Below are 14,578 nucleotides of genomic sequence, written 5' to 3'. Positions count from 1 at the left end.
ATCCGCCTGTCGCGGCCCGCTCCGGCCGCGCCCGCTCCGCTCCGAACTCATGTCGCACAGGGTAGCCATCCGCCCGCCGCCGCCCGCCGGGGGGTGGCCCGCCGCGCCAGGGAAACTCGTCGGCGGCGCCGATCGTTTCGCGGATGTGCGGCGACGGCCGCGGAGGACGGCGTTCTGGCAGAGTGAGGCACATGGCGGATGCGGTGCGCACGCAAGGACTGTTCAAGCGGTTCGGCGGGCAGGTCGCGGTCGGCGGCGTCGACCTCGTCGTCCCCAAGGGCAGCTTCGCCGGCCTGGTCGGCCCGAACGGGGCGGGCAAGACCACGACGCTCAGCATGATCACCGGGCTGCTCCGTCCCGACGGCGGGCTCGTCGAGATCGACGGCCACAACGTCTGGGCCGACCCCGTCGGCGTCAAGGCGGACATCGGCGTCCTGCCGGAGGGCCTGCGGCTGTTCGAGCGCCTCTCCGGCCGCGAGCTCCTCCTCTACAACGGGCAGCTGCGCGGCATCCCGCTCGACGAGGTGCGCCGGCGGGCCGACGAGCTGCTGCGGATCATGGATCTCGTCGACTCCCAGGACAAGCTGGTGGTCGACTACTCGACCGGCATGCGGAAGAAGGCCGGCCTCGCGGCGGCGCTGCTGCACAACCCCCGGGTGCTGTTCCTCGACGAGCCGTTCGAGGGGGTGGACCCGGTCTCGGCCAACACGCTCGTCGAGGTCCTGCGCCGGTACACCGCGTCGGGCTCGACCGTCGTCTTCTCCAGCCACGTGATGGACCTGGTCGAGCGGCTGTGCGACTGGGTCTCCGTGATGAACCGCGGGCAGATCGTGGCCCAGGGGCCCATCGACTCCGTACGGCGGGGCAGGACGCTGAACGAGGCGTTCCTCGACCTCGTCGGCGTGCGCGGCACCGGTGAGGAGGGACTGTCGTGGCTCGGCTCGTCCACGTCCTGACCGCGCCGGCCGGGGGACGCCGATGGTGACGCTGTTCGTCCGGCTGAAGCTGCGCCTGGTCCGGGGCGGCCTGCGCGGCGACACGATCAGGCAGATCGGCTTCGGCGTGTCGGTGGCCCTGGCCGTCCTGGCCGCCGTCTCCGGCTTCCTGCTGTTCTCCTTGATCCGGCTCGCGCCGGACGACGTCGCCCTGAACCTTGGGATCGCGGCCTTCACGCTCCTCACGGTGGGCTGGATCGTCGTGCCGCTGCTGGCCTTCGGCCTCGACGAGACCCTCGACCCCGCCAGGCTCGCGCTGTTCCCGCTGACCACCCGGCAGCTCACGACCGGTCTGTTCGCGGCGTCGGCCGCCGGTCCGTGGCCGCTCGCGTCCCTGGCGGCCCTGGCCGGCGGCGTGGCCGGGCTCGCGCGGGGACCGGGAGGGGTGCTGCTCGGCGTCGTGGCCGTGGCGCTGGAGTTCGCCCTGTGCCTGGTCGCATCCCGGGCGATCACCACCGCGCTGTCGGGGGCGCTGCGCAGCCGCCGAGGGCGCGACCTGCTCGCGGTGGCGGCCGTCGCCGTGCTGCTGCTGTTCCAGCTGCCCAACCTGCTGCTCAACCGCGGCCTGCCGGGCGATCCCGCCCGGATGCTGGAGGGCGCGGCCGCCGTGCTCCGCTGGACGCCGCCCGGCCTGGCCGCCCACGCGATCGCGGACGGCGGGCTCATCGGGGTGGCCGAGCTGATCGCGCTCGGCATGGTCGTGGTCGTCGTGGCCTGGCTGTGGATCGTCGCGCTGCAGCGGGCGCTGGTGCGGCCCGACTCCTCCACGGCCGCCGGGGCCGGCTCGGTGCGCCGGTCGTGGTCCGGGCGCTTCCTGCCCGGGGGCATGCTCGGCGCCGTCGTCGCCAAGGAGCTCAAGTACGCCCGCAGGGAGCCCCGGGGCCGGATCACCTGGTTCACCGCGATCGTGGTCACCGGGGTCGTCATGTTCTCCACCCGGGGGCCCGGCGGGGGCGAGGGCGCGGCGTTCGCCGTGTGGCCGGCCTGCCTGGCCGCCCTGATGGTGGGCCTGCAGGCCGCCAACTCCTTCGGCATCGACGGCCGGTCGCTGTGGATGAACGCCGTCGTCTTCTCCGGCGCCCGCGACCTGCGCACCGACCTCGCCGGCCGGCACCTCGCCATCGCGATCATCGCCGTGCCGCTGCTGACCGTCGTGGCCCTGTTCGCCGGGCTGGTCGCCGGAAGCGCGGTGTGGGCGCTCGCGGCGGCGCCGACGGCCTGGGGCGTGCTCGGCGTGTCCCTGGGGGTCGGCGCCGTGTCCAGTGTGATCCTGCCGTACACCTATCCGGAGCGGCTGAACGCCTTCAGCGGCGCCGCTCCCGGCCAGGGCGGCCAGGCGTTCCTCGCGTCGTTCGGCACCATGTTCGGCACCGGCCTGCTCGCCCTGCCCCTCGTCGTGCCGGTCCTGCTCGGCGCGTACTGGCTCGCCGTCCTGGCCGTGCCGTACGGGCTGCTGGTCGCCTGGGCGGGCCGCCGCCTGGCCTCCTCGATCGGCTTCAACCGCCTGCCCGACCTCCTCGCCGCCGTCTCCCGCCCCACCTGAGGCCGTCACGTGAACTGGTCTAGTCCAATTGGTGAGACCGGTCTCGGGGCACCGAAGGGGATTCGCTAGCCTTCGAACCATGGCCGCCATCGCTCCAGCCGAACGACACAACGCCGTCGCGGAGATGCCGGACGAGCTCCGGGCCGACGTGCGACTCCTGGGAGGACTCCTGGGTCAGGTGATCGCCGAGCACGGCGGTCCCGACCTCCTCGCCGACGTGGAACGGCTGCGCAAAGCCGTGATCGCGGCCCGGCGCCACGAGACGACGGCGGACGAGGTCGCGGCCATGGTGGCCGAGTGGCCCGTCGACCGGGCCGTCCACATCGCCCGCGCGTTCACCTGCTACTTCCACCTCGCCAACCTGGCCGAGGAGCACTACCGCATCCGCATCCTGCGCCAGCGGGACACCGACGACGTGCCGCTGCGGGAGTCACTGGCGGAGGCCGTCCAGCGGCTCAGGGGCGACGACCGGCTGCGGGAGCTGGTCGAGGGGCTGGAGTTCCGCCCGGTGCTGACGGCCCACCCCACGGAGGCCAGGCGGCGGGCGGTCGTCACCGCCATCCAGCGGATCAGCGCCCAGCTCGACGCGTACAACACGCCCGGACGGGGCGCGGCCGAGCGCGAGGAGGCGCACCGCCGGATGCTCGAGGAGATCGACATCCTGTGGCGGGCGGCGCAGCTGCGGTCGACCAAGCTCGACCCGCTCGACGAGGTCCGCACCGCGATGGCGGCCTTCGACGAGACGCTGTTCCGCACGGTGCCGCTGATCTACCGGTCCTTCGACGCGGCGCTCGCGCCGGGCACCGGCACCCGCGAGCCGCTGGCCAAGGCGTACATCCGGTACGGCAGCTGGATCGGCGGCGACCGCGACGGCAACCCGAACGTCACCGCGAAGGTGACCCGGGAGGCCATGCAGATCCAGGCCGAGCACGTGCTGATCGCGCTGGAGAACGCCACCACCCGCATCGGCCGGTCGCTCACGCTCTCCGCGTCGTTCACGCCGCCGTCGGCGGAGCTGCGGGCCGCGCTCGCGCAGGCGGAGGACGACCACCCCGACCTGGTGTCGGAGATGGCCACCCGGTCGCCGCAGGAGCCGCACCGGCAGTGGCTGCTGTTCGTGGCCGCCCGCGTCGCCGCGACCCGCCGCCGCGATCTCGACCTGGCCTACCGTTCGCCGTCGGAGCTGCTGGCGGACCTGCGGCTCGCGCAGGACTCCCTGCGGGGCGCCGGGGCCGAGCGCCAGGCCTACGGCGAGCTGCAGCACCTGATCTGGCAGGTCGAGACGTTCGGGTTCCACCTGGCGGAGCTGGAGGTGCGCCAGCACTCAGCGGTGCACGCGACCGCCCTCAAGGAGATCGCCGAGGGCAGGCCGTCGGAGCGCACCGAGGAGGTCCTGGCCACGATCCGGGTGATCGGCTGGATCCAGGAGCGGTTCGGCGTGACGGCCTGCAAGCGCTACGTCGTCTCGTTCACCCGCTCCGCCGACGACATCGCGGCCGTGTACGCGCTCGCGCGGCACGCCCTGGGCGACCGGGCGCCGGTGCTCGACGTGGTGCCGCTGTTCGAGTCGGGCGAGGACCTGGACAACTCCACGGCCGTCCTCGACGGCATGCTCGCCCAGGAGCCGGTGCGCCGCCGCCTGGCCGACAACGGGCGGCGGCTGGAGGTCATGCTCGGATACTCCGACTCGGCCAAGGAGCTGGGCCCGGCCGCCGCGACGCTGCGGCTGTACGACGCGCAGGCGGCCCTGACGGCCTGGGCCGCGGCCAACGACGTGACGCTGACGATGTTCCACGGCCGGGGCGGCGCGCTCGGCCGGGGCGGCGGTCCCGCCAACCGGGCGGTGCTGGCCCAGGCGCCCGGGTCGGTGGCGGGCCGCTTCAAGGTGACCGAGCAGGGCGAGGTGATCTTCGCGCGCTACGGCCACTCGGCCATCGCCAAGCGGCACATCGAGCAGGTCACCAACGCCGTCCTGCTGGCCTCGACGTCCGCGGTCGAGTCGAGCGCGGCCGATACGGCCGCCCGGTTCCGCGGGCTGGCCGACCAGGTGGCGAGCGCGTCGGAGCGGGCCTACCGGGCGCTCACCGAGGCGCCGGGCTTCCCCGAGTGGTTCGCGCTGGTGAGCCCGCTGGGGGAGATCGGCTCGCTGCGTCTCGGCTCCCGGCCCGCCCGCCGCGGCCTCGGCGCGCCGCGCTCCCTCGACGACCTGCGCGCCATCCCGTGGGTGTTCGCCTGGGCGCAGACCCGGGTCAACCTCCCCGGCTGGTACGGCCTGGGCAGCGGCCTGGCCGCCGCGGTCGAAGGGACCGGCCTCGACGCGCTCCGGTCGGCGTACCGGGAGTGGCCGCTGTTCGCCTCGATGCTCGACAACGCGGAGATGTCGCTGGCCAAGACCGACCGGGCCATCGCCTCCCGCTATCTGGCCCTCGGCGGCCGGGGGGACTTCTCCGGCCAGGTCCTGGACGAGTACGACCTCACCCGCCGCCTGGTGCTGGAGGTGACCGGCCACGGCCGGCTGCTGGAGAACCGCCGGGTGCTGTCGCGCGCCGTCCAGCTCCGCGACCCGTACGTGGACGCCCTCAGCCATCTCCAGCTCCGCGCGCTGTCGGCGCTGCGGGCCGACGCCGACCTCACGGAGGAGGAGCGGGAGCGCCTGTCCACGCTGCTGCTGCTGAGCGTGAACGGCGTGGCCGCCGGCCTGCAAAACACCGGCTGACCCGGCGGCACCTCCGGACCCCGGCCGGCGCGTCCCGGCGCCGGCCTGGGCGTGGCGGTCAGCCGTTCCCGGTGCGGACGCGCTCGGCGCCGGCGTAGATGTTGAACCGCTCCTCCCGCAGGAACCCGACGAGCGTCATGCCGAACTCGCGCGCCAGGTCCACGGCGAGCGACGACGGGGCCGAGACGGCGCAGACGATCTGCACCCCGGCCGCCATGGCCTTCTGCATGATCTCGTAGCTGGCCCGGCCGCTGACGAGCAGAACGTGCCGGTCCAGCGGCAGCCGGTCGCCGAGCAGAGCCCAGCCGACGAGCTTGTCGACCGCGTTGTGGCGGCCCACGTCCTCCCGGACGCCCACCGGGGTTCCTTCGGCCGTGAACAGGCCGGCCGCGTGCAGTCCGCCGGTCCTGCCGAACACGCCCTGCGCCTCCCGGAGCAGGTCCGGCAGGCCGTACAGGACCTCGGCGCCGACCTCGACCGGCGGGCGGGCCGCGGGCGGCGCGCAGCGGTCGTGCAGGGCGTCGAGGCTCGCCGCGCCGCAGACCCCGCAGGCGCTCGACGTGAGGAAGTGCCGTTCGAGCGCGGAGATGTCGGGCAGGGCGGGCAGGCGGAGCCGTACGGTGACGGTGTTGTACCGCTCCTCGGGCTTCAGGTCCTCGTCGGTGCAGTAGTCGATCGCGGCGATGTCGCCCGGCCGCACGATTCCCTCGCCGTGCAGGAAGCCGGCGGCCAGCTCGAAGTCGGCCCCCGGCGTGCGCATGGTGATCGCGACCGTACGGCTCTCGCCCCCGGCCGTCAGCCGGATCTCCAGGGGCTCCTCGGTGGCGAGGTCGTCGCGCCGGTCGCGGACGGACCCGCCGGTCACCTGGGTGACCCGGATCCGGGTCACCGGTCCCGGGCGGCGCGCCGTCCCCGTTGCCCCCGGTTCCGCAGCCGTGTCCATGCGCGCCCTCCCGTACGGTCGATCCCCGGCCCGCCATGCGGCCGCGGCGGCCTCAGGGGAGCTCTGCCCGCCATCGGCCGCCTTCACCGTCTCACGAATCGGCGGCGCCGCCGCCCGTGGGGCCGTCCCCGGCGGGCCCCGCCATGGCGCGGGCGCGCGGACCCGGGCGCACGGGGTTGATCAACGGCTGCCGGGCCGGGACCGATAACCTGGGCATATGCCCGACTCTCCGTACGCCGACCTCGACCGGCCGCCGCTGTCCGAGACGGCGCTCACCAGAGCGCTCGTCCGGCCCGGAGGCCTGTGGACGTCGGTCTCCGTGGCCGAGCGGACCGGCTCGACCAACGCCGACCTGGCGAAGGCCGCGCGGGAGGGGGCCCACGAGGGCGCCGTGCTCGTCGCGGAGGCGCAGTTCGCCGGGCGCGGCAGGCTCGGGCGGACCTGGTCGGCCGCGCCGCGGTCGGGGCTGACGTTCTCGATGCTGCTGCGGCCCGAGGTGCCGCCCGCCCGCCTGGGGTGGCTGTCGCTGCTGATCGGGCTGGCCGCCGCATCCGCCGTCCGCCGGCTCGCCGAGGTGGACGCGCTGCTGAAGTGGCCGAACGACCTGCTGGTGGGCGAGCGCAAGCTCGCCGGCATCCTGGCCGAACGGGTCGACGGGGCGATCATCGTGGGGATGGGCCTCAACGTCTCGCTGCGGCCTGAGGAGCTCCCGGTGGACCGGGCGACCTCCCTGGCCATCGAGGGCGCGGCCTGCACCGACCGCGACCCGCTGCTGAGGGCCGTCCTGCGGGAGGTCGAGTCCCACTACCGGGAGTGGACCGCGGCAGACGGCGATCCGGACGCGAGCGGCCTCCGCCCGGCGTACCTGGCCTGGTCGGCCACCGTGGGCCAGGAGGTGCGGGTCGAGCTGCCGGGCGAACGCGTGCTGAGCGGCCTGGCCACGGGCGTCGACCGGTCCGGCCACCTGCTGGTCCGATCCGGGGGCGAGGAGCACGCGCTCAGCGCGGGCGACGTGGTGCACGTCCGCCGCCCCTGAGCGCCGCGCGCGCCCGCGACTACGGGTGTTCGGACGCGGGGAATGCAAACGCAGGGCGAACGTGTCACGATTTGCGCCATGGGTCTCCCGGATCACTACCTGACCGAGGGCGAGCGGGTCGTTCTATCGTTCCATCCGCACTGGAAGCGGCTCATCCTGCCGTTCCTCGCCCTCATCGTCGTCCTTGCCGCCGCCGGCGCCGCGCTCTTCCTCATCCCCGGCGACTACGAGTACGCGGGCTACGCCCGCATCGCGGTCGCGGTCGTCGCGCTGGTCGCGCTGACGCTCTGGACCTTCATCCCCTACCTGCGCTGGACGACCACGTCGTACACGCTGACCTCGCACCGGTTCGCCATCAGCACCGGGATATTGAACAAGTCGGACGACGACATCCCGCTCGCCAAGGTCAACAGCGTGAGCTCCGACCAGCGGTTCGTGGAACGGCTGCTCGGCTGCGGCACGCTCCGGGTGGAGTCGGCGTCCGAGAAGGGCGAGATCGACTACCGGGACATCCCCAAGATCCAGCTCGTCCGGCAGGAGCTCTTCCGCCTGGTGGAGGACGCCTCGGACGGGAACATCGACGGGAGATGAGCACGCGGCGCGCCTCGCGCCGGCCGGGGGAGGGGGACGTGGACACCAACGGGCGCCCCGGCGCCGACGAGATGCGGCGGCTGTTCCTTGGGCCGCCACCGGTCTACACGCGCCGTCAGGTGGCCGAGGCGGCCGGCGTCCCGCAGGACCTGGCGGCGCGGATCTGGCGCGCCCTCGGCTTCGCCACGCTCGCCGACGACGCCGTGGCGTTCACCGAGGCCGACCTGGAGGCCCTCCACCGCATCCGCGACCAGATCGAGGCGGGGCGGCTCGACGAGGCGACCGTGATCCGCATGGCCCGGGCCCTCGGCCGTACGACGGCCAGGCTGGCCCAGTGGCAGGCCGAGATCATGATCGGGGCGCTGCTCGATCCCCAGGGACGGCCGAGCGACGAGGACCTGCGCCGGGTCATCGACACCGTGGGCCGCCTGCTGCCCGACTTCGAGCACTCGCTCGTCCACGTCTGGCGGTCGCAGCTCGCCGCCGCGGCCAGCCGGCTGATCTCGCTCACCGAGATCGGCGAGGAGGTCCTGCCGACCCGGCTCACGCTCGCCGTGGGCTTCGCCGACCTGGTGGCGTTCACCCGGGTGTCCCGGGAGCTCGACGAGCTGGCCCTGGCCGACCTCGTCGAGGGGTTCGAGTCCCGGGCGTCCGACGTGATCGCGGCCCACGACGGACGCCTGGTCAAGACCCTCGGCGACGAGGTGCTGTTCACCTCGGGGGACCCCAGCACCGCCGCCCGCATCGCGTTCGACCTCGTCGACGAGCTCAAGCCCGACGAGGAGGGCCCCGACGTGCGGATCGGCCTCGCGTACGGCCCGGTCCTGCCGGCGATGGGCGACGTGTTCGGCACGACCGTCAACCTGGCGGCCCGCCTCACCGCCATCGCCCGCCCGGGCACGATCGTCGCCGACAGCGGCCTGGCCGAGGCCGTGGCCGACGCCCCCGGCGTCGAGCTGCTGAAGCTGCGCCGCCGCCCCGCCCGCGGGCTCGGAGTCGTGCAGCCGTACGTTCTCCGCAGGGCGGACCAGACCACCCGCAAGACCCAGAGAAAAGGCTGACCCAGCCGAGCGAAAGATGAGGTGCAGGACATGCCGTACGAAGTCCAGGGCGTGGTGGCACGAGGCAAGGGCGAGGCGGTGACGCTGGAGACCATCCATGTGCCGGATCCGGGCCCGGGCGAGGCCGTCGTCGACGTCAAGGCCTGCGGGGTCTGCCACACCGACCTCCACTACCGTGAGGGCGGCATCAACGACGACTTCCCGTTCCTGCTCGGCCACGAGGCCGCCGGGATCGTGTCGGCCGTCGGCGAGGGCGTGACCGACGTGGCGCCGGGCGACTACGTGATCCTCAACTGGCGAGCCGTGTGCGGGGCGTGCCGGGCCTGCCTGCGCGGGCGGCCGTGGTACTGCTTCAACACCCACAACGCGACCCAGAAGATGACGCTGGAAGACGGGACCGTCCTGAGCCCCGCGCTCGGCATCGGCGCCTTCGCCGAGAAGACCCTGGTCGCCGCCGGGCAGTGCACGAAGGTGAACCCGGCCGCCAAGCCCGAGGTCGCCGGCCTGCTGGGCTGCGGCGTGATGGCCGGGCTCGGCGCCGCGATCAACACCGGCGGCGTCACCCGCGGCGACTCCGTGGCCGTCATCGGCTGCGGCGGCGTGGGCAACGCGGCCGTCCTGGGGTCCCGCCTGGCCGGCGCGCGCACGATCATCGCGGTGGACGTGGACGACCGCAAGCTCGACTGGGCCCGCGATTTCGGCGCGACCCACACGGTGAACTCCCGGGAGACCGACCCCGTGGAGGCGATCCGCGAGCTGACCGGCGGCAACGGCGCGGACGTCGTGATCGAGGCCGTCGGCCGCCCGGAGACGTACACGCAGGCGTTCTACGCCCGCGACCTCGCCGGGACCGTCGTGCTCGTCGGCGTGCCCACCCCCGAGATGCGGCTCGAACTGCCCCTGCTCGACGTCTTCGGCCGCGGCGGCGCGCTCAAGTCCTCCTGGTACGGCGACTGCCTGCCGAGCCGCGACTTCCCCATGCTGATCGACCTCTACCTGCAGGGCCGGCTCGACCTCGAGGGCTTCGTCTCCGAGACCATCGCGCTCGACCAGGTCGAGGAGGCCTTCGGCCGGATGCACCGCGGGGAGGTGCTGCGCTCGGTCGTCCTCCTCTAATACAGGTTGTGAGGGGCCTCACGTAGGCAAGGCTTACCGAAGTGAGTTATCTTAGGCATGCCTAACCTTCCTACTGAGAGGCCCCTCCTGCCATGTACGTCTGCATCTGCCGCGCCGTCACCGAGAGCGAGGTGCACGACTGCATCGCGAACGGGGCCAAGAGCGCACGTCAGGTGCGTGACGCGACCGGCGCGGGAGGGGACTGCGCGTCCTGCGTGCGGAAGATCTGTGCGATGCTGAAACGGTCAGAGGACCTCGTCACCAGCGCATAGATCGAGGGGTGCGATGCAGGGGGACAAGGAGATCGTCGCGCTGCTCAACGAGCAGCTCACCTCCGAGCTCACCGCCATCAACCAGTACTTCCTGCACGCCAAGCTGCAGCAGAACTGGGGCTACACGAAGCTCGCCGCCTACACGAGGGCCGAGTCCATGGACGAGATGCGGCACGCCGAGGATCTCACCGACCGCATCCTCTTCCTCGAGGGCCTGCCCAACTACCAGAAGCTGAACACGCTGCACATCGGGCAGACGGTCAGGGAGCAGATCCAGGCCGACCTGGACCTCGAACTCGGCGTGGTCCGGCGCCTGCGGCCCGGCATCGCGCTCATGCGCGAGCGGGGCGACATCACCTCCGCGACGCTGTTCGAGCGGATCCTCGCCGACGAGGAGCACCACATCGACTACCTGGAGACGGAGCTCGGCCTCATCGAGAGCCTGGGAGAGCAGCTCTACCTCCAGCGGTACGCCGAGCCTCCTTCGGCCTCCTGATCCCGGTCCGCAGGCCGCGCACCCGCCCGCCGGGAGGGGTCTCCTGTGCGCCGTGAACCCCGGCGGTTGGTCGATTAAAGCGATATTTCAATGGCTAGTCCATAGCCGTACCGGATAACGGGAGAATGCCCGGAACGCCCGGCCCCTTGCGTGATGACTATCCGGGATTTATCAGTGTTTGCCCAGGTCAATTGATGGGTCAACGACAAGTCAAAGTGCGCGCTGTACCGAGGAAACGATCGCTTAAGGTCCTACGATCGCATCCATGACCTGCGTACTTCTCGCCGAGGATGACACCTCGATTTCCGAGCCACTGGCGCGCGCCTTGCGCCGGGAGGGCTATCAGGTCGAGGTGAGCCCGGATGGCCCGCAGGCCCTCGAAAGGGCCCTGTCGGGGGGCGTCGACCTGATAGTTCTCGACCTCGGCCTTCCAGAGATGGACGGGCTGGAGGTTGCTCGCCGCATCAGAGCTGAGGGACACGGGACCCCGGTCCTGATCCTCACCGCACGTGTCGACGAAGTCGACACCGTCGTCGGCCTCGACGCGGGCGCCGACGACTACGTGACCAAGCCGTTCCGTCTTGCCGAGCTGCTCGCCCGCGTGCGGGCGCTGCTGCGGCGCGGAACGTCCGAGACCCCGGTAGTGCAGGGCGTCCGCATCGACGCCGACTCCCGCCGGGCCTGGATGGGAGACAAGGAGCTGCACCTCACCACCAAGGAGTTCGACCTGCTGCGCGTGCTCGTGCGGGACGCCGGCAAGGTCGTCACCCGCGAGCAGATCATGCGCGAGGTGTGGGACACCAACTGGTGGGGCTCGACCAAGACACTCGACATGCACATCTCGTGGCTGCGCCGCAAGCTGGGGGACGACGCGGCCAAGCCGCGATACATCACGACGGTCCGAGGGGTCGGCTTCCGTTTCGAGCGCGAGTAGGCCGCCGTGAGGCGGTCGTCGGGGAGGAGCTAGCACGTGCGCCGGCGCCTGCTGTCCTCCATGCTGCTCGTGGCGGTCATACCGGTCCTGCTGTTAGGCGTGCCCCTGGGCGTGGTCGTCGTCCGGCTCATCAACGACGAGGCCGCCCAGGAGCTCAGAGCCGAGGCGAACCGCCTGCTGATCGGAGTGGAGTACTCGCTCGGCCAGCAGCAGGGGATCAACGCGGACCAGCTCGCGAAGAACTACCCGGACCGGTACCTCCAGGTCTTCGTCCGGGGGGCCCAGCCGTTCGAGGTCGGCACGCCGCCGCCGGGGGGACGGGAGCTGACCGAGGAGGCGCGGTCCGAGAACGGGTACGTCCTCGTGAGCCGCGACGCGGCCCAGATACAACAGGACATCCACGCGCGGCTGGTGTTCACCGCCGTGCTCGGGATCGTCGCGCTCGGCGCCGCGGTCGGGCTCGCCACCATAACGTCACAGCGCCTCAGCCGGCCGCTCCGGGAACTTACCAAGATCGCGGAGCGGCTCGGCTCGGGTGACGCGCGCCCCAGCAGGCACCGCTCCGGCATCCCGGAGCTGGACCTCGTGGCCGACGTCCTGGACCGCAGCGCCCTGCGCATCAGCGATCTGCTGGCGCGGGAGCGTGAGTTCGCCACGGACGCGTCCCACCAGCTGAGGACGCCGCTCACCGGGCTCACCATGCGCCTGGAGGAGATCGTCGCCGCCGCAGACAAGCCCGGCATCGTCCGCGAGGAGGGCGAGGCCGCAATCGTGCAGGTCGAACGGCTCACGGCGGTGATCGACGAGCTCCTCGCGGCGGCGCGCAGGCAGCGGCACGCCCAGGCGGCGCCGATCGACGTCGACGACGTCGTGGAGCAGCAGATCACCGAGTGGGAGCCCGCGTTCCGGCGGGCCCAGCGCTCGCTCATCCTCGCGGGGGACCGCGGGCTGAGCGCGCTCGGCACGACCGGCGGGCTGAGCCAGGTGCTGTCCACCCTCCTGGAGAACTCGCTGAAGCACGGCGACGGGGCGCTGACGATCAACACGTCCAGCACCGAGCGGTCGATCGTGATCGAGGTGGCCGACCAGGGCCCTGGCATCCCCGACGCGCTCGGCCAGAAGGTCTTCGAGCGCAGCGTCAGCGGCGGGGGCGGAACGGGTCTCGGGCTCACGCTAGCGCGGGCCCTCGTCGCGGCCGACGGAGGCCGGCTGGAGCTGGTCAAGCGCAGTCCCGCGACGTTCGCCATCTTCCTGCGCCACGTCACCGACAGCGAGCGCGACCGCCGGGTGGTGAGCGGCCCGGCCTAAGTGGGCTGACCACCGACGTTCACCGGGGTCTGGTGACATGCCGTCCGGGGTCCCGGACGGCGGTAGCCCACAAAGCTGGGGCCGACCCCGACCCAAGGCTGCGTGATCAAACCCGGCCAAGGGTCGGTGGTCGGCGCGTCAGGTGGCCGTGAGCCCGCCTGCACTGGGTTCACGGCTCAGGCCGTCGTGTGGTTGGCCGTCCTGGCTTGCGGCCGGTGCTAGTCGTTGGCTTTGGGCTTTCCGGGGCAGTTCAGCGGGGACCCCTTCTTTTCCAGGCCAAGCGCCGCAGCGGGCCCGTCCTCGATCCCGCCGACATGGAGGGTGCCGATCCCGATCACCAGTTCCGTTCCGGCCGGCATCGCCTCCGGGTCGATCGCCATCGCGAGGCCGCCGTCTCCGGGCAGTTTGTGCACCACCTCGGAGACCTGCAGCTTGTCGTCGGGGGATGAGCACACGTGCCCGGACGTCAGCACCACGGGGACTCCGGCGTCAGCCAGGGTCTTGGTCAGCCCCGCTGGGTCCTTCAGCTCGCGGATCGTCACCTCCACCACGCCGTCCGGCGAGGTATTGACCGACCATGCGGCCAGGTTGACGTGGACCGCCCGGGAGCCGGACGATCTGCTGGGAGCGCCGGGCTGGTCGCCGGACGCTGCAGACGTCCCGCCGGACAAGGACAGCGCCACGCCGATTGCCAGCGCCAGGCCGCCCGTGCCCACCCCCGCAACGCCGCGCAGCCGGCGTCCGCGGGCCCGAGCCATGATCGCTTCGGGCCGCTGGCCCATGCGCACGTGGCTGAGGGCGTCCTTGGTTCTGGTGAGGGAGCTTCGCATCGCCGCCAGCATGTCGTCGTCGTTCACGAGGTGACCTCCTGGTCGCTGAAGGAATGTGTTTGCGCGCGGAGCGTGGCGAGCGCCCGGTGCAGGTGCGCGCCAACGGTCCCCGGGGAGATGCCGAGCAGCTTCGCCGTGGCATCGGTATCCAGGTCGAAGAAGACCCTTAGCGTGATCACTTCGCGCTGCCTGAGCGGAAGCCGCCGGAGCGCCGCAACCAGCGCCTGGTCGAGATCCACGTCCGCCGAATGCGCCAGATGGCTGTCCTCCAGGCCTGTGAACGCTGTCGGATCGTCCACTGTCAGCTCGCGCCGGCGACGCCTCCACCAGGACACGTGGGCGTTCAGCGCTGTCCGCACCACCCAGGCGCGTGGCACAGGGTGCTCGCGCACCTTGCGCCAGGACGTCCAGGCCCGGGTGAACGCCTCCGCCACCAGGTCCTCGGCGAGTTGCCTGTCGCCGACGTTGACCAGCACGATCCGCAGGCAGTCATCCTTGGAGGCGGTGTAGAACGTGCTGAATTCTCGTCCTCTTTGCTCCACGCCCCAATTACGCATGAAGGCCCTGATCCCTTTACCCGGGCGGCCACAGCGTCTCGGCAGCACCACACGCAAGCCGCGAGCCGCGACGAACGCGCTCACCGGCGGCCGAGGATCCGTCGTCCCTCATGGCCTCATGGTGACGCCGGCCTGGCGGGCGGCCTCGGCGCGCCGGGAGCGGCCCGGCCTAACGAGCGG

The 14,578-nt window shown here is 72.3% G+C and carries 14 protein-coding genes; 11 read left to right on the top strand and 3 right to left on the bottom strand.

Translation table 11 applies throughout. The annotated features are described in order from the left end of the window. Nucleotides 1-191: 191 nt before the first annotated feature. The 3 genes from Mco01_RS28495 (at nucleotide 192) to Mco01_RS28485 (ending at nucleotide 5,254) form a co-directional block, all read left to right on the top strand. On the top strand, nucleotides 192-956 hold the full coding sequence (locus Mco01_RS28495; RefSeq protein ID WP_204059940.1) for an ABC transporter ATP-binding protein: 765 nt from the start codon (nucleotides 192-194) through the stop codon (nucleotides 954-956). Between the two features lie 22 nt (nucleotides 957-978). Continuing rightward, nucleotides 979-2,538, top strand: a complete 1,560-nt coding sequence (locus Mco01_RS28490) for a hypothetical protein (protein WP_204059939.1) — start codon at nucleotides 979-981, stop codon at nucleotides 2,536-2,538. A gap of 79 nt (nucleotides 2,539-2,617) precedes the next feature. Beyond that, entirely contained in the window at nucleotides 2,618-5,254 is a 2,637-nt protein-coding gene (locus Mco01_RS28485) for a phosphoenolpyruvate carboxylase (protein ID WP_204059938.1), read from the top strand. A gap of 58 nt (nucleotides 5,255-5,312) precedes the next feature. Here the strand turns inward: Mco01_RS28485 and fdhD are convergent, their stop codons facing one another. Beyond that, nucleotides 5,313-6,197, bottom strand: coding sequence for a formate dehydrogenase accessory sulfurtransferase FdhD (gene fdhD / locus Mco01_RS28480; RefSeq protein ID WP_204059937.1), 885 nt, complete (start codon nucleotides 6,195-6,197; stop codon nucleotides 5,313-5,315). A 217-nt stretch (nucleotides 6,198-6,414) separates the two neighbouring features. Between fdhD and Mco01_RS28475 the strand changes: the two genes are divergently transcribed. From Mco01_RS28475 to Mco01_RS28440, 8 genes are all read left to right on the top strand, one after another. Next, nucleotides 6,415-7,233: a biotin--[acetyl-CoA-carboxylase] ligase gene (locus Mco01_RS28475; RefSeq protein ID WP_204059936.1), complete on the top strand. Its 819-nt coding sequence runs from the start codon at nucleotides 6,415-6,417 to the stop codon at nucleotides 7,231-7,233. A 78-nt stretch (nucleotides 7,234-7,311) separates the two neighbouring features. Further along, a complete protein-coding gene (locus Mco01_RS28470; RefSeq protein ID WP_204059935.1) occupies nucleotides 7,312-7,824 on the top strand; it encodes a PH domain-containing protein in 513 nt (170 codons plus the stop codon). Between the two features lie 38 nt (nucleotides 7,825-7,862). After that, entirely contained in the window at nucleotides 7,863-8,885 is a 1,023-nt protein-coding gene (locus tag Mco01_RS28465) for an adenylate/guanylate cyclase domain-containing protein (RefSeq protein WP_239103968.1), read from the top strand. A gap of 30 nt (nucleotides 8,886-8,915) precedes the next feature. Beyond that, nucleotides 8,916-10,001, top strand: coding sequence for an S-(hydroxymethyl)mycothiol dehydrogenase (locus Mco01_RS28460; RefSeq protein WP_204059933.1), 1,086 nt, complete (start codon nucleotides 8,916-8,918; stop codon nucleotides 9,999-10,001). A gap of 92 nt (nucleotides 10,002-10,093) precedes the next feature. Next, nucleotides 10,094-10,273, top strand: coding sequence for a (2Fe-2S)-binding protein (locus tag Mco01_RS28455; protein WP_036328167.1), 180 nt, complete (start codon nucleotides 10,094-10,096; stop codon nucleotides 10,271-10,273). 13 nt (nucleotides 10,274-10,286) lie between these two features. Beyond that, entirely contained in the window at nucleotides 10,287-10,769 is a 483-nt protein-coding gene (gene bfr, locus Mco01_RS28450; RefSeq protein WP_204059932.1) for a bacterioferritin, read from the top strand. Nucleotides 10,770-11,034: 265 nt separating this feature from the next. After that, nucleotides 11,035-11,703 (top strand): response regulator transcription factor, encoded by a 669-nt coding sequence (locus Mco01_RS28445; protein WP_030451323.1) that lies wholly within the window; start codon nucleotides 11,035-11,037, stop codon nucleotides 11,701-11,703. 36 nt (nucleotides 11,704-11,739) lie between these two features. Then, nucleotides 11,740-13,011 carry a sensor histidine kinase gene (locus Mco01_RS28440; protein ID WP_204059931.1) on the top strand — a complete coding sequence of 424 codons (1,272 nt, stop codon included), beginning with the start codon at nucleotides 11,740-11,742 and terminating at the stop codon, nucleotides 13,009-13,011. Between the two features lie 218 nt (nucleotides 13,012-13,229). On the opposite strand, the gene Mco01_RS28435 is transcribed toward Mco01_RS28440, so the two are convergent. Further along, entirely contained in the window at nucleotides 13,230-13,868 is a 639-nt protein-coding gene (locus tag Mco01_RS28435) for a hypothetical protein (RefSeq protein WP_204059930.1), read from the bottom strand. Further along, the gene (locus Mco01_RS28430) at nucleotides 13,865-14,482 is read right to left on the bottom strand and encodes a SigE family RNA polymerase sigma factor (protein WP_204059929.1); all 618 of its coding nucleotides are present in this window, start codon (nucleotides 14,480-14,482) and stop codon (nucleotides 13,865-13,867) included. Before Mco01_RS28430 ends, Mco01_RS28435 begins: the two co-directional genes overlap by 4 nt. Nucleotides 14,483-14,578 lie beyond the last annotated feature (96 nt).

This window comes from Microbispora corallina, from assembly GCF_016863035.1.
Lineage (GTDB): Bacteria > Actinomycetota > Actinomycetes > Streptosporangiales > Streptosporangiaceae > Microbispora > Microbispora corallina.
The sequence above is the reverse complement of the archived record's forward strand: the minus strand, read 5'-3'. Positions and strand labels throughout refer to the sequence as shown.

Coding starts and splice junctions, on each gene's coding strand:
- Mco01_RS28495 (WP_204059940.1), top strand. CDS start 192: ATGGCGGATGCGGTGCGCACGCAAGGACTGTTCAAGCGGTTCGGCGGG.
- Mco01_RS28490 (WP_204059939.1), top strand. CDS start 979: ATGGTGACGCTGTTCGTCCGGCTGAAGCTGCGCCTGGTCCGGGGCGGC.
- Mco01_RS28485 (WP_204059938.1), top strand. CDS start 2,618: ATGGCCGCCATCGCTCCAGCCGAACGACACAACGCCGTCGCGGAGATG.
- fdhD (WP_204059937.1), bottom strand. CDS start 6,197: ATGGACACGGCTGCGGAACCGGGGGCAACGGGGACGGCGCGCCGCCCG.
- Mco01_RS28475 (WP_204059936.1), top strand. CDS start 6,415: ATGCCCGACTCTCCGTACGCCGACCTCGACCGGCCGCCGCTGTCCGAG.
- Mco01_RS28470 (WP_204059935.1), top strand. CDS start 7,312: ATGGGTCTCCCGGATCACTACCTGACCGAGGGCGAGCGGGTCGTTCTA.
- Mco01_RS28460 (WP_204059933.1), top strand. CDS start 8,916: ATGCCGTACGAAGTCCAGGGCGTGGTGGCACGAGGCAAGGGCGAGGCG.
- Mco01_RS28455 (WP_036328167.1), top strand. CDS start 10,094: ATGTACGTCTGCATCTGCCGCGCCGTCACCGAGAGCGAGGTGCACGAC.
- bfr (WP_204059932.1), top strand. CDS start 10,287: ATGCAGGGGGACAAGGAGATCGTCGCGCTGCTCAACGAGCAGCTCACC.
- Mco01_RS28445 (WP_030451323.1), top strand. CDS start 11,035: ATGACCTGCGTACTTCTCGCCGAGGATGACACCTCGATTTCCGAGCCA.